The 14,608-nt window shown below is 70.5% G+C and carries 10 protein-coding genes and 1 pseudogene; 6 read left to right on the top strand and 5 right to left on the bottom strand.

The features are described 5' to 3' along the window. Positions 1-58: 58 nt before the first annotated feature. The gene (locus tag BTZ20_RS12545; RefSeq protein WP_223263744.1) at positions 59-1,264 is read right to left on the bottom strand and encodes a S8 family peptidase; all 1,206 of its coding nucleotides are present in this window, start codon (positions 1,262-1,264) and stop codon (positions 59-61) included. A 194-nt stretch (positions 1,265-1,458) separates the two neighbouring features. Between BTZ20_RS12545 and BTZ20_RS12540 the strand changes: the two genes are divergently transcribed. The 3 genes from BTZ20_RS12540 (at position 1,459) to BTZ20_RS12530 (ending at position 5,796) form a co-directional block, all read left to right on the top strand. Beyond that, complete coding sequence (locus tag BTZ20_RS12540; RefSeq protein WP_077041583.1) at positions 1,459-2,898, top strand: SDR family NAD(P)-dependent oxidoreductase; 1,440 nt, start codon at positions 1,459-1,461, stop codon at positions 2,896-2,898. 116 nt (positions 2,899-3,014) lie between these two features. After that, on the top strand, positions 3,015-4,511 hold the full coding sequence (locus BTZ20_RS12535; protein WP_077041582.1) for a glutamate--cysteine ligase: 1,497 nt from the start codon (positions 3,015-3,017) through the stop codon (positions 4,509-4,511). A 43-nt stretch (positions 4,512-4,554) separates the two neighbouring features. After that, positions 4,555-5,796: a saccharopine dehydrogenase family protein gene (locus BTZ20_RS12530; RefSeq protein ID WP_077041581.1), complete on the top strand. Its 1,242-nt coding sequence runs from the start codon at positions 4,555-4,557 to the stop codon at positions 5,794-5,796. Here the strand turns inward: BTZ20_RS12530 and BTZ20_RS12525 are convergent. Further along, on the bottom strand, positions 5,777-6,481 hold the full coding sequence (locus BTZ20_RS12525) for a lysoplasmalogenase (protein ID WP_077041580.1): 705 nt from the start codon (positions 6,479-6,481) through the stop codon (positions 5,777-5,779). The genes BTZ20_RS12530 and BTZ20_RS12525 overlap by 20 nt on opposite strands. A 32-nt stretch (positions 6,482-6,513) precedes the next feature. Between BTZ20_RS12525 and BTZ20_RS12520 the strand changes: the two genes are divergently transcribed. Genes BTZ20_RS12520 through BTZ20_RS12510 form a run of 3 tightly spaced genes read left to right on the top strand, consistent with a single transcriptional unit; the run spans position 6,514 to position 9,436 of the window. Further along, a complete protein-coding gene (locus BTZ20_RS12520; RefSeq protein WP_083742647.1) occupies positions 6,514-7,848 on the top strand; it encodes a CoA transferase in 1,335 nt (444 codons plus the stop codon). A gap of 54 nt (positions 7,849-7,902) precedes the next feature. Then, positions 7,903-8,373, top strand: a complete 471-nt coding sequence (locus tag BTZ20_RS12515; protein WP_077041579.1) for an OsmC family protein — start codon at positions 7,903-7,905, stop codon at positions 8,371-8,373. Between the two features lies 1 nt (position 8,374). Beyond that, positions 8,375-9,436 carry a nucleoside hydrolase gene (locus tag BTZ20_RS12510; RefSeq protein ID WP_077041578.1) on the top strand — a complete coding sequence of 354 codons (1,062 nt, stop codon included), beginning with the start codon at positions 8,375-8,377 and terminating at the stop codon, positions 9,434-9,436. A 21-nt stretch (positions 9,437-9,457) separates the two neighbouring features. On the opposite strand, the gene meaB is transcribed toward BTZ20_RS12510, so the two are convergent. From meaB to BTZ20_RS12495, 3 genes and pseudogenes are all read right to left on the bottom strand, one after another. Next, positions 9,458-10,450 carry a methylmalonyl Co-A mutase-associated GTPase MeaB gene (meaB, locus tag BTZ20_RS12505; protein WP_083742646.1) on the bottom strand — a complete coding sequence of 331 codons (993 nt, stop codon included), beginning with the start codon at positions 10,448-10,450 and terminating at the stop codon, positions 9,458-9,460. Next, positions 10,440-12,697 (bottom strand): annotated as a pseudogene (gene scpA / locus BTZ20_RS12500) (methylmalonyl-CoA mutase). Before scpA ends, meaB begins: the two are co-directional and overlap by 11 nt. After that, positions 12,694-14,577, bottom strand: coding sequence for a methylmalonyl-CoA mutase family protein (locus BTZ20_RS12495; RefSeq protein ID WP_077041577.1), 1,884 nt, complete (start codon positions 14,575-14,577; stop codon positions 12,694-12,696). The pseudogene scpA and the gene BTZ20_RS12495 overlap by 4 nt, the downstream one beginning before the upstream one ends. Positions 14,578-14,608: the final 31 nt, after the last annotated feature.

The following is a 14,608-nucleotide window of genomic DNA, read 5'->3' as shown; positions in this document are numbered from 1 at the left end:
AAGGCCCCGGATCACGATCCGGGGCCTTTTTCGTTTCTCCGAATTATCTTGTCCGACATCATCGTCGGCCCGTGGCCGCCTCCGCCCTGGCGTGCTCGGCGGCCGTCAGTTCGCGCATCGCCAGGTCCTTCGCACAGGCGAGCAGCGAACCGACCGCGCTGACCCTCGGGAAGGACAGCCCGGTGTGCCCGACGTTGTCGTGCTCGTCGTCGCCGTCGTAGATGACGGTGGCGCCGCGAACCAGCCACCGCTTCACGTCGGCGACCGAGGGCAGTTCGCCCCTGGTCCGCAGGTAGAAGGACTGCAACAGCAGGACCACGCCGGTCGCGATCGGTGTCGCCTGGCTCGTCCCGAACTGGAGCGACTCGCCGGTGTCGTTGAGGATGCCGGCCGATGTCACCGGCGACCCCGGCGCGAAGATGTCCGTCGCGCACGGCCCGCCGATCTTGCGGTGCAGCCGCTGCGAGAACGGCGTCATGCGGTCGGCCGCCGTCTCGAACGCCTTCGCCCCATCCCGGTAGCGGAAGCTGCCCTCGTCGGCGTCGTAGACCGACCCGACACTGATCGTCTGCCGGAAGATCGCCGGATAGCTCATCCCCTGCAAGCCGCCGTGCGCGTAGTAGTCGTTACCCGCCGACACACAACAGCAGACGCCCTCGTCGGTCAGTTCCTGGAGCAGGGCGCCGATGCCGTCGCCCGGCATGTCGGTGTCGGTCGTCCTGTTGTCCGAGGCGCCGAGCGCCATGCAGACGGCCGAGATGCCCAGCGACGACCGCCGCTCGAGCACCCAGTCCAGTCCGTCTCGAATGTCCGTGAAGCTCCCGCCTCCGCTGTCGTCCAGGACCTTGACCGGGACGATGCGTGCGTTCGGGGCGATGCCGGTGTGGATCCGCGCCGCGCACACGATTCCCGCCACGTTCGTGCCATGGCCGTGACCGTCCGAGACATCCGCGGGGTCGCCGCCGTTGTCGCGGGTGAAATTGCGCCCCGGCACCACCCGGCCGGCGAAATCCACGTGTGTGGTGCGTAATCCGGTGTCCAGCACCGCGACGGTGACACCGGAACCTCCGACGTTGAACTCACGACGGGCGTCCGCCGCGCGGACGAGGAGATCGACCTCCGTCAGTTCCGGCAGGAACGGTCCGTCCTTCTGCACCGGGGCCTCGACGGGTACCACCGACTCGACGTGCAGCAGCGAGTTCGGACTGGCCATGTCGTCGGTCACTGCCATCGGGAACCGGGGCGGATCCGTGGAACCATTCATCTCATTCATGATCTCGGCCTTTCGGTGATCGGCATCGACTGCCGACGAATCCCCCGATACCGAAATCCTCCTCGGGCTTGTGAGCGATGTCACCACCTGTATCGGCGGAAACTGCGATGGTCTCGGCGCATCCCCGGACTCGGTAGAATCCGACGTCGACCGGCACTTCGAGATCAGAACTGAGCGACCTACCGATGGCACAACCAATGACGGGCATCGATCCCGCCGACCTGGAGATCTGCCTGCGCGTGCTGTCCGAGGCCGGCAGCCTCGACGCCGACCACCCGGATTCGATGGTCCTCCAGCGGGCCAGCGGCAAGATGTTCAAGCAGCTCAAGCGGCGCCGACGGGTGGAGGCGCGCGACGCCGTCTCCGAGGCCGACCGCCAGGTCGTGGCCTCGACCGCCACCGGTTCGCCCGAGCGCATCGACGACGAGACCGCGGGCGTGCTGCTCACCTCGAACGCCCCGGGCGCGAGCGCGGGCACCCTGATCCGCCCGCGGCCCTGCTACATCTGCAAGCAGCGCTACACGGTCGTCGACGCGTTCTACCACCAGCTCTGCCCCGAGTGCGCGGCCAGCAGCCACGCCAAGCGCGACGCCAGCACGGACCTGACCGGCAGGCGGGCGCTGCTCACCGGCGGCCGGGCCAAGATCGGCATGTACATCGCGCTGCGGCTGCTGCGCGACGGCGCCCACCTCACCATCACCACCCGCTTCCCCAACGACGCGATCCGCCGCTTCAAGGCGATGGAGGACAGCGGCGACTGGATCCACCGGCTGCGGGTGGTCGGCATCGACCTGCGCGATCCCGCGCAGGTCGTCTCGCTCGCCGACTCGGTGGCCGAGCAGGGTCCGTTGGACATCCTCATCAACAACGCGGCTCAGACCGTCCGACGCTCCCCCGGCGCCTACTCCGCGCTCGCGGAGGCCGAGTCCGGCCCGCTGCCCGCAGGCGAACTGCCGGACGTGCTGACCTTCGGCAAGACCAGCGACGCGCACCCGGCCTCGCTTGCCAGTTCGCTGCCGACGCCGGAGTCGGTGATCCACCAGGTCAGCGAGCTCGCGCTGGTTGCCGGTTCCGCCTCCCTCGAACGCATCGAGCAGGGCATCGCGATCGACGCGGGCGGCCTGGTGCCCGACCTCGCGCACACCAACAGCTGGGTCCAGACCGTCGCGGAGGTCGATCCGATCGAGCTGCTCGAGGTGCAGCTGTGCAACTCGGTGGCGCCGTTCATCCTGGTGTCCCGGCTGCGCCCCGCGATGGCCGCCGCGGCCGCACGCCGCAAGTACGTGGTCAACGTCTCCGCGATGGAGGGCCAGTTCAGCCGCGCGTACAAGGGTGCCGGGCATCCGCACACCAACATGGCCAAGGCAGCGCTGAACATGCTGACCCGCACCAGCGCCAAGGAGATGCTCGATGAGGACGGCATCCTGATGACCGCCGTCGACACCGGTTGGATCACCGACGAACGCCCGCACTACACCAAGGTCCGCCTCGCCGACGAGGGCTTCCACGCCCCGCTCGACCTGGTCGACGGCGCGGCCCGGGTGTACGACCCGATCGTGCAGGGCGAACAGGGCGTCGACCTGTACGGCTGCTTCCTCAAGGACTACAAGCCGTCCCCCTGGTGACGGCAGCCACTTTCGAGCGACCTGCAAGCAGTCGCTACGCCCAGCGCGCCGCTACGACGCGGGGCCCAAAGCGGGGATACTGAGTCCGGGACGTCAGCACCGGCCGAGGAGTACCCATGGGCCACGAGGTGACACGGCTGAAGTTCTCGCGCCGGGACCGGCAGGACTTCCGCGAGAAGGTGCAGGCCTGTCTCGATGCCCTGGCCACCCTCCTCGAGAACGCCGACGCCGAGATCCCCAGCCCGAAGATGGGCATGGAGATCGAGCTGAACCTGGTCGACGAGAACTGCGACCCCGCCATGGTGAACGCCGCGGTGCTCGCCGACCTCGCGGGCCCGAAGTATCAGTCCGAGCTCGCACAGTTCAACATCGAGATCAATGTCGAGCCGAGGCCCCTGGCGGGCGCGAATCTCGCCGCACTCGAGGACGACCTGCGTGCCTCGCTCGACCTCGCGGATGCCCGCGCCCGCGAGTCCGGCGGCCGGCTCGCGATGATCGGCATCCTGCCCACCCTGCGTGAGGGTCATTTCGAGCAAAAGTGGATGTCGGCCGACACCAGGTACACCGTCCTGGAGCAGCAGATCCTCGCCGCGAGGGGCGAGGACTTCGAGCTGAGCATCGCGGGGGTGCCGCTGCCAGGCCGCTCCAGCGCCGAACGCCTGACCACCGTCGCCCACACCATCCTCCCGGAGGCCGCGTGCACCTCGGTCCAACTGCATCTGCAGGTCTCCCCCGCCACCTATGCCGCGCACTGGAACGCCGCCCAGATCCTGGTCGGGATCCAGGTGGTGCTCGCCGCCAACTCGCCGTTCTTCGCCGGGCGCGCGCTCTGGAACGAAACCCGGATCCCGTTGTTCGAGCAGGCCATCGACTCCCGGCCACCGGAGCTCAGGAATCAGGGCGTCCGCCCGCGGGTGTGGTTCGGTGAGCGCTGGATAACGTCGATCTTCGACCTGTTCGAGGAGAACTCGCGCTACTTCCCCGCGCTCCTGCCGGCGTGCACGCCCGAGGACCCCGTCGCGGTGGTCGCGGGCGGCGGCACCCCCGAACTCGCCGAGCTCACGATGCACAACGGAACCATCTACCGGTGGAATCGACCGGTCTACGACCCCACCGACGCCCGGATGCCGCTGCGCCTGGAGAACCGCGTGCTGCCCGCTGGCCCGACCATCGTCGACACCCTCGCCGATGCCGCGTTCTACTACGGCACGCTTCGCTCGCTCGCCCGCTCCGACCGACCGCTGTGGACCCAGATGCCGTTCGCCGCCGCGGAGGAGAACCTTCGGGTCGGCGCGAGGAACGGATTCGACTCCGTGATGCAGTGGCCGGGGAACGGCGCGGTGAGTCCGCAAGACCTGGTGCAGCGCACACTGCTGCCGATGGCGGACGCGGGACTCGAGGAATTGGGGGTCGACGCCGGCCTCCGCGACAAGTACCTGGGCGTGATCGAGGGCCGCGCTCGCGCGGCCAGGAGCGGATCGGTGTGGCAGCGCGAGTGCGTGGCCGCGCGGGAACGTGCCGGTCAGTCGCGCGACAGCGCCCTGAGGTCCATGCTGTGCGAGTACCTGGAACGGATGCACTCGGGCGAGCCGGTGCACACGTGGAGCTGGTAGCGGGGCGGCCGCGAACGCGGTGATCCGCGTAGGGTTCTGATGCATGACCCGCACTCGCGATCTCGACATCGTCGTCTACGGCGCCACCGGATTCGTCGGCAAGCTCACCGCGCAGTACCTGGCCAGGAGCGCCCCGCGCGGCGCGCGGATCGGTCTCGCCGGGCGATCCGCGGCCAAGCTGGAGACGGTGCGGGCCGAACTCGGCCCCGCCGCGGCGCAGTGGCCGATCATCGTCGCGAACGCGGACGATCCCGCCTCCCTGACCGCGCTCGCCGAGTCCGCCCACGTCGTGATCACCACCGTCGGCCCGTACGCCAAGTACGGCATCGACCTGGTCAGGGCCTGCGCCGAGGCGGGCACCGACTACGTCGATCTGAGCGGCGAGGTGCTGTTCGGCCGCGAGAGCATCGACAGGTACCACGATGTCGCGGTGGCCTCCGGGGCCCGGATCGTGCATTCCTGCGGGTTCGACTCCATCCCCTCCGACATCGGAGTGCACGTCCTGCACAAGCAGGTCGCGGCCGACGGCGAGGGCGACCTCACCGACACCACGATGGTCGTCAGCTCGCTGCGTGGCGGCGTCAGCGGCGGCACCATCGACTCGATGCGCAACCTCGTCGACACCGTCAAGGCCGACAAGTCCGCGCGCCGCATCGCGGTGAACCCGTACTCGCTGAGCCCGGACCTCACCGCCGAGCCCGACCTCGGCCGCCAGTCCGACGTCGAGATGCTGAAGGGAGCGGACATCGCGCCCGGCCTCGGCGGCCGCACCGCGCCGTTCGTGATGGGCTCGACCAACACCAGGGTCGTGCGCCGGAGCAATGCGCTGCGCAAGTGGGAGTACGGCCGCGCGTTCCGGTACCGCGAGGTGATGAGCGTCGGGCAGTCGGTGCTCTCGCCCGTCTTCGCGGCGGGGGTGTCCGCCGGCCTCGGCGCACTGATGGCCGGCCTCGCCTTCGGCCCCACCCGGTACGTCCTCGACCGGGTGCTCCCCAAGCCCGGCGAGGGACCGAGCGAGAAGGCCCGGGCCGCAGGCCATTTCACGACCGACACGTACACCACCACCAGCACCGGCGCCCGCTACGTCGCCCGGGTGCGGGCGAAGGGTGACCCGGGCTACGCCGCGACCGCGGTGATGCTCGGCGAATCGGCGCTCGCCCTCGCGCTCGACAGGGATGCACTGCCCGACGCGGCGGGCGTGCTGACGCCCGCGACGGCGATCGGCGACGCGCTCGTGGACCGGTTGCGCACCGCGGGCATCGAGATCAGCGCCCGGCGGAACTAGTCACGACGGGAGTGCTCGCGGTCGCGCGTGCGGCCGCCAGCACGCCCGCCGTGAGGAGCAGCTGCCCGGCGATGTAGGTCGACATGATCAGGAGGCCGGACGCGGGCGGGTCGAACCAGTCCGCGAAGGCGCCGAGGGCGATCATCGAGTCCGAGACGAGGAACAGCGCGCCGCCGACCGCCGCGACGGCCCCCACACCGGTGGACAGCGCGGCCATGGCGCCGAGACAGACCCCGTAGATCAGCGCGGGGACCAGCAGCGCGCCCGCGCCGGACGCACACGCCGCGAACAGGCCCGCCACCGCCACGGCGTAGCCGAGCACCGCCGATCGGCGCACCGCGCCGCGGTACGGCCAGAATGCGGCGATGTAGGCGAGCTGGGCGAGCAGGAAGAACCCGATCATCACCAGGAACGCCGCGTCGCCGCCGGTCAGGTCGGGCGCCGTGTCGCCGAGCCAGGAGAATCCGAGGGCGATCAGCGTCAGCGTGACCGACCTCTGCCGCGGAGCAGGCGCCGCCAGCAGCAGGACGAGCGCCAGCAGCGGCATCAGGAACCACTGGCTCACGTTGGCGATCCCGTCGGCGCCGGCGAGCTGCGCGATCAGGTGCACGGCGGACACCGCGGCGAAACCGCCGAGCGCAGCGAGGGCCGGTCGACTCAGAGTTGCTGCGGCTGCGCGGATCATCGCGCCATCGTAGTCTTCGGTACCGTTGCCCCATGGGGCCTGCGGACGACCTTCGGCGCGACTACGAACGCGAGTGCCGCCTGCTGCCCGCGGGGACCGCCACGATCGACTGCGCACCCGACACCGGTTACCTCACCGCCCGGTTGCCGGTGCCCGCGCTCGCCTTCGGCTCGGTCGCCGCCCTCGTCTCGGCGGTGAACCGGTTGCTCCTCGCGGGCGGCCTGCCCCCGCAGGACCGCACGCTGGACCCCGAGCGGATCGCGGCCTCGTTCGCGGGAGACAAGGCGATGCGGATCGACGGCGCGCCCGTCTCCGGGTTCGCCCCGCTGTCGGGGTTCTTCGCCGCCGCCGACGGTTGGGTCCGCACCCACGCGAACTACCCGCATCACCACGCGAGACTGTTGCGCGCCCTTGACCTTCCGGACGACGCCGACCCGGGCCTGGTCTCCGCACGGATCGGCGAACTCGCGAAACACGAGGTCGAGGACCGCGCGGCCGAGGCGGGTGCCATCGCGGCCGCCGTGCGCACCGAGGCGGAATGGCGCGCGGGCCCACAGGCCGGCGACGGCCCGCTGGTCCGGATGACCTCCGATGCCGCGGACACCGCGGGCGACCGCGGCGCTCCGCCCACCGATCCACACCGCCCGCTGGCCGGGGTCCGGGTTCTCGACCTCACCAGGGTGCTGGCCGGGCCCGTCGCCGGCCGCGCGCTGGCGCTGCTCGGCGCCCAGGTGCTGCGGGTCGACCCCCCGCACCTGCACGAGATCGACTGGCAACACCGGGACACCGGGCAGGGGAAACGGTCCGCGCTGCTGGATCTCGGCAGCACGGAGGGCGCGGCCGTCATGCGCGACCTGCTGGACACCGCGGACGTCCTGCTCACCGGGTACCGCCCCGGCGCCCTCGACCGGTTCGGGCTCGACGAGGACCGGCCAGGGCTGATCCGCGGAAGCGTCAGCGCCTGGGGATCGGAGGGACCGTGGGCGGACCGCCGCGGCTTCGACTCGATAGTCCAGGCCGCCACCGGGATCGCGCTGATCGAGGGCGACGACCATCCGGGCGCGCTGCCGGTGCAGGCGCTCGACCACGGCAGCGGGTACCTGCTCGCGGCCGGGGTCATCGATGCGCTCGCGATGCGCACCGGGGACGGCATCGGCTGGACCGTCTCGGTGGCCCTGGCCCGCACCGCCCACTGGCTACTCGAGGCTCCCGGCCGGATCGAAACACCCCCGACGCCACGGCTTCCCGGCCCGTCGACCGTGGTCACCCACGGCGCGACGACCGCGGCCCGGCCGCCGCTCGCCGAGTACGACCAGTATCCGTATCCGGCCCACGACTGGGGCGTGGATGCGCCGCACTGGATCTGACCGGACCAGCGAAGTACCGGACCAGCCGACCACCGCTCCGAGAGGATCCGCCCCGTGCGCGAGCACCACTACGAACTGACCGTCACCTGGACCGGCAACCACGGCACGGGCACGACCGACCCGCGCGCCTACGGCCGCGAGCATCTGGTGACCGCGGACGGCAAGCCGGACCTGTCGGGCAGCTCGGATCCCGCGTTCCGGGGCGACCCGACGCGGTGGAACCCGGAGGAACTGCTGGTCGCCGCCCTGTCGCAGTGCCACATGCTCTGGTTCCTGAACCTCGCCGCCCTCGCGGGCGTCGTGGTGACCGACTACCTCGACCGCCCGACCGGGACGATGACCGAGGAGCCAAGCGGGGCAGGACAGTTCGCGGAGGTCGTGCTGCGGCCGGAGGTCACGGTGACGGCGGCCGACATGCTCCCGAAACTGACGGAGTTGCATTCGGCCGCGCACGAGAAGTGCTTCATCGCGCGCTCGGTGAACTTCCCCGTGCACCACAGGCCCTCCGCCGTCGTGGGGGCCTGAGATGACCGTGCCTTCCACCGTTCCCTTGATCGTCGACGTCGACACCGGCATCGACGACTCGCTGGCGCTGCTCTACCTGCTCGCAAGCCCCGAGGCGGAGATCCTCGCGATCGCCAGCACCGGCGGCAACGTGCCCGTCGCACAGGTCGCCGCGAACAACCTGGCATGGCTGGACCTGTGCGGTCGGACCGACATCGAGGTCACCGTCGGCTCACCCACACCGCTGCGAATCCCGCTGCGGACCACCGAGGACACCCACGGGCCACAGGGCATCGGGTACGCGGAGCTGCCGCACTCGCCCCGCGGGCCGTCGGATCGCAGCTCGGCCCGCGCCTGGGTCGAGATCGCGCGCGAGCGCCCTGGCACGGTGACCGGGCTGGTCACCGGGCCGCTCACCAACCTCGCCCTTGCGCTGCGGCTCGAGCCCGAGCTCCCCCATCTGCTCAAGCGTCTCGTCGTGATGGGCGGGGTGTTCAACCATCCAGGGAACACCACCCCGACCTGCGAGTGGAACATCTTCGTCGACCCGGAGGCCGCGCAAGAGGTCTTCGCGGCCTTCTCGGTGGTCCCCGCCGACCGCCGGCCGCTGATCTGCCCCCTCGACGTCACCGAAACGATCGAGATGCGACCGGAGCATCTCCGCCTGCTCGCCCAGGTGGCCGGGAGCGAACCCGCCGAGCTCATCACCGAACAGGACCCGCCCGGAACCCGCTCGCGCACGTCCAATCCCATCGTGCGGCACCTGTCGGATGCGGTGCGGTTCTACCTCGAGTTCCACCGCGACCACGGCCAGGGCTTCCTCGCGCACATGCACGACCCGTTCGCCGCGGCCCTCGCGCTGGATCCCGACCTGGCCGTCACCCGCCCGGCGACCGTCGACGTCGAACTCGAGGGCACCCTCACCCGCGGCACCACCGTCGCCGACTGGGCCGGCATGTGGGGTCGCGAGCCGAACGCGGACATCGCCGTCAGCACCGACCCGGCCGCGTTCTTCGACCACCTCATCGAGCGCGTGGGCGGCTTCGCCGCCCGTGCGCGGTTCACGAGTCCAGAGACTCGTTAACCACGCACGGGCGCGAAGCGCCTACCTGTCGAACGCGTCCAGGATCTGGTGCGCGGCCAGCGCCGCCGTCAGCGAGCCCTCCCGCACCTGCTGCTCGACGTCGTGCCGGATCGCCTTGACCTCCGGGGCGGTCTCGAGCCGGCGCAACAGCTGGTCGTGCACCATCGACCAGGTCCAGTCCACCTGCTGCTGGTGCCGCTTGGCCTCGAGCTCCCCCGCGTCGCCGAGCACCTTGCGGTGCCGGAGCACGGTGTCCCAGAACTTGTCCACGCCATCGTTCTCCAGCGCGCTCATGGTCAGCACCGGCGGCTTCCAGAGCGCGTCGTGCGGGTAGATCAACCGCAGCGCCCCGGCAAGCTCGCGCGCCGCGGCCTTCGCCTCGATCGCGTGCTTGCCGTCCGCCTTGTTCACCGTGACGATGTCGGCCAGCTCCAGCACGCCCTTCTTGATGCCCTGGAGCTGGTCGCCGGTCCTGGCGAGCGTGAGGAAGGTGAAGGTGTCGACCATGTTCGCCACGGTCACCTCGGACTGGCCGACGCCGACGGTCTCGACCAGGATCACGTCGTACCCGGCGGCCTCGAGCAGCACGATCGTCTCGCGGGTCGCCTTGGCCACGCCGCCGAGCGTGCCGGAGGTCGGGGACGGCCGGATGTAGGCGTTCGGCTCCACCGACAGGTTCTGCATCCGGGTCTTGTCGCCCAGGATCGAACCGCCGGTGCGGGTCGAGGACGGGTCGACCGCCAGCACCGCCACCTTGTGACCGAGCTCGAGCAGGTGCATGCCGAGCGCCTCGATGGTGGTCGACTTGCCCACCCCTGGGACGCCGGTGATGCCGACGCGGATCGCGCCGCCCGCGTGCGGGAGCAGGCGCAGCAGCAGCTGCTGCGCCTGCTCCCGGTGGTCCGCCCTGGTCGATTCGACCAGGGTGATGGCCTTCGCGAGCTGTGCGCGCTTGTTCGCGAGCACGGCGTCGCCGAGGGCCGTCAGATCGAGGGCGGGCCTGTCAGCTGGCACTCAGATCGTGCCCCAACTGAGCGGCCAGCTTCTCCAGCAGGCCGGTGGCCGCATCCGCGATCACCGTTCCCGGCGGGAAGATCGCGGCCGCGCCTGCCTGGTACAGCTCGTCGAAATCGCCTGGCGGGATGACGCCGCCGACCACGACCATGATGTCGGGCCGTCCCACCGCGGCGAGCGCCTCCCGGAGCGCGGGCACCAGGGTCAGGTGTCCGGCAGCCAGGGAGGAGACACCGACCACGTGCACGTCGGCGTCGGCGGCCTGGTTGGCCACCTCGTCGGGGGTCTGGAACAGCGGTCCCACGTCGACGTCGAAGCCGAGGTCCGCGAACGCCGTGGCGATCACCTTCTGGCCTCGGTCGTGTCCGTCCTGGCCCATCTTGGCGACCAGGATGCGGGGGCGACGGCCCTCCGAGTCGGCGAACTTCTCAACGAGTTCCGTTGCGGTGGCGATGTTCTCCGCCTTTCCGGCCTCGTCCCGGTACACACCACTGATGGTCCGGATCTCGGCCTGGTGACGCCCGTACACCTTCTCCAGCGCGTCTGAGATCTCGCCGACCGTCGCCATGGCGCGGGCCGCGACGACGGCGAGGGCCAGCAGGTTGTTCTCCATGCCGCCCTCGGTGGAGGCGGCGGCCCTGGTGAGCTCGGCGAGCGCGGCCTGCGTCGCGTCCTCGTCCCGCTCCGCCCGCAAGCGCTCGAGCTTGGCGAGCTGCTCGGCGCGCACCTTCGAGTTCTCGACCTTGAGCACCTCGATGCTGTCGGCCTCGTCCGGCACGTACTTGTTGACGCCGACCAGCGGCTGCCGGCCGGAGTCGATGCGGGCCTGGGTGCGGGCGGCGGCCTCCTCGATGCGCAGCTTCGGGATGCCCTCGCCGATGGCCTGCGCCATGCCGCCTGCCGCCTCGACCTCGGCGATGTGCGCGCGGGCGCGGTTCGCGAGTTCGTTGGTCAGCCACTCGACATAGTGCGAGCCGCCCCACGGGTCGATCGGCCGCGTCGTGCCCGACTCCTGCTGCAGCAGCAGCTGGGTGTTGCGGGCGATGCGGGCCGAGAAGTCGGTCGGCAGCGCGATGGCCTCGTCGAGCGCGTTGGTGTGCAGCGACTGGGTGTGCCCCTGGGTCGCGGCCATCGCCTCGATGCAGGTGCGCGGCACGTTGTTGAACACGTCCTGCGCGGTGAGCGACCAGCCCGAGGTCTGCGAGTGGGTGCGGAGCGAGAGCGACTTGCTGCTCTTGGGATCGAACTTGGCCACCAGTTCGGCCCACAGCAGTCGGCCGGCCCGCAGCTTCGCGACCTCCATGAAGAAGTTCATGCCGATTGCCCAGAAGAAGGACAGTCGCGGCGCGAAGGCATCGATGTCCATGCCCGCGTCGAGCCCGGCACGGATGTACTCGACACCGTCGGCAAGCGTGTAGGCCAGCTCCAGGTCGGCCGTCGCCCCGGCTTCCTGAATGTGATAGCCGGAGATGGAGATCGAGTTGTACTTCGGCATCTCGGCACTGGTGTACGCGAAGATGTCGGAGATGATCCGCATGGACGGCTTGGGCGGGTAGATGTAGGTGTTGCGGACCATGAACTCTTTCAGAATGTCGTTCTGAATGGTTCCGGCCAGCTTGTCCGGCGTGACGCCCTGCTCGGCCGCCGCGGCGACGTAGAGCGCGAGGATCGGCAGCACCGCGCCGTTCATGGTCATCGACACCGACACCTGGGACAGGTCGATGCCATCGAAGAGCTGACGCATGTCGAGGATGGAATCGATTGCCACACCGGCCATTCCGACGTCACCCTGGACGCGCGGGTGGTCGGAGTCGTAGCCGCGGTGGGTCGCCAGATCGAAGGCGACGGACAGACCCTTCTGCCCGGACGCGAGGTTGCGCCGGTAGAAGGCGTTCGACTCGGCGGCGGTGGAGAATCCGGCGTACTGGCGGATGGTCCACGGCTGGTTGACGTACATCGTCGGGTAGGGCCCGCGCAGGAACGGGGCCGCACCGGGGAAGCTGTCGAGCGGGTAGCCCTGCGCCTGCGCCGCGTCTCGATCGGCCTGGGTGTAGACCGGCTTGACGTCGATGCCCTCGGGGTCGACCAGACCACCTGATCGGCGGTGTAGTGATTCGCCGCCGCGGCCTCCGCGATGTGAGCGGTCGCCTCGTCGGCGGTCGGCGCCTGCGGGGCCGGGAAGTCGGGGTCCGTCAGCGGCACGTCGGCAAAGCTGCCGATCACGTGCTTGACCTCGCGGGTGGTCATTTCACTCCCAAGGTGTCGAGCAGGTCGGACAGCGCCGACACCGCATCAATACGGGCGGTGAGGAATCCGTCGGGACGGTCCTGGCCTTCCGCCTCGGCAAAGGTCTTCTCCGGACCGGCCAGCAGCACCGTGGTGATGCCCGCCGCGCGCAGCGCGTCCACCGCAGGCACACCGTCGGCGACGTACCGCTTGTCGGTGCCGCAGAGCACCGCCACGGCGGTGTCCGCCTCGCGCACGATGCCCGCCACGGTCGCGAGGTCGAGGGTGCCCGGGTTCACGGCCTCGATGCCGCCGGACGCGAGCAGGTTCGAGGCGAAGGTGGTGCGGCCGTTGTGCTCGGCCACCGGGCCGAGCGCGGCGAGGAACACCTTCGGCCGGGAACCGTTGTCCGCCAGGTACCGGTCCGAGCGGTCCCGCAGGGCCTCGAAGGCCGCCGCATAGCGGGCGACATCGGCCAACGGCGACTCGGAATCGACCGGCAGCGGCTTCTCGTCGAGGTTCGGGAACTCGTTGACACCGGTCAACGAGGTCTTGCGGTGGGCGATGTCGGACTCGCGGGCGGTGCGGGTGGCCGCGACCCGGTCGGCGATCAGGCCCGACTCGAGCGCCGCCGCGTAGCCACCGTCGGCCTCGATCTGCTGGAAGAACTCCCACGCCTTCGCCGCGATGGCCACGGTGAGGTCCTCGACATACCAGGAGCCTGCGCCGGGATCGAGCACCCGACCGATGTGGGACTCCTCGAGCAGCAGCAGCTGGGTGTTGCGGGCGATGCGGGCACCGAACGACTTCGACGTCTCCAGCGTGCCCTCGGGCACCGCCGCGTCGAAGGGCAGCACGGTCACCGCGTCGGCACCGCCGACACCGGCACCGAACGCGGCGAGAGTGGTACGGAGCATGTTCACCCACGGATCACGCTGGGACATCATCGCGGCCGAGGTGACGGCGTGCTGCGGAGCACCGCCGAACTCGGAGGCGCCGCAGACCTGTGCGATGCGGGCCCACAGCCGGCGCGCCGCGCGGAACTTCGCGATGGTCTGGAACTGGTCGTCGGTTGCGGAGAACCGGAACTCGACCTGACCGAGGGCGGCCGAGATCGTGATGCCCGCGCCCGTGAGCGCGCGCAGGTACTCCAGCCCGGCCGCGATGGCCGCGCCCAGTTCCTCGGCGTCGCTCGAGCCCGCGTTGTGGAACGCGGTGCCGTCGACGGTGATGGCGCGGACCGTCTCGGCCCGACCGGCCGCGGTCTGCGCGAGCGCGACCGCGGTGGCCAGGTCGATGTCGCCGCGACCGGAGAAGCCACTGGTCAGCGGTGCGGCACCGAAGCTGACGGTGACCGCGGAGCGATCCGAGACACCGTCGCCCGCGGCGGCGCGCTCGTCCAGCAGGGTGAGCACTGCCTCCGCGGCGGTGACCGTCTCGGCGCCCGCGTCGAGGGTCAGCGGCGCGAGGTCGAGCAGCACCCCGTCCAGGGCCTGCGCGACGGTCGCGGCGGGCAGGTCGGTGCCGCCCGCGCTGAGCCAGATCGCGCTGATGCCGTTCTCGAGCCCGTCCAGGATCGTCTGGTTGGCCGCCTTCGGATCCGCTTCGCCCGCACCGAAACTGGCGCTGACGAGCCAGCCGCGGTTCACGTCACGGTGAGCGTCGCGACCTCGAACGAAGGGGAACACACCCGGGAGGGTGGTTTCGGGGGTCTCGTCGCGCCGGGTGTACAGGGGCGCGACGGTCACACCGTCGTAGGTGGTGGTGTCGAGCAGCCGCTCGGGTTCGGCGGGCATGTCAGCCACATCGACCTTGCGGGCCTTCGCCAGCACCGCGGCCACAGCCTTCTGCCACTTCGCGTAGTCGCGCGCAGCGTCCTCGGCCTGTGAAGCGTGTGACACAGGAGCTTGTGACACGGTGTCTGCTTCCTCT

The sequence above is a fragment of the Rhodococcus sp. MTM3W5.2 genome (assembly GCF_001984015.1).
Lineage (GTDB): Bacteria > Actinomycetota > Actinomycetes > Mycobacteriales > Mycobacteriaceae > Rhodococcus_G > Rhodococcus_G oryzae.
The sequence above is the reverse complement of the archived record's forward strand: the minus strand, read 5'-3'. Positions and strand labels throughout refer to the sequence as shown.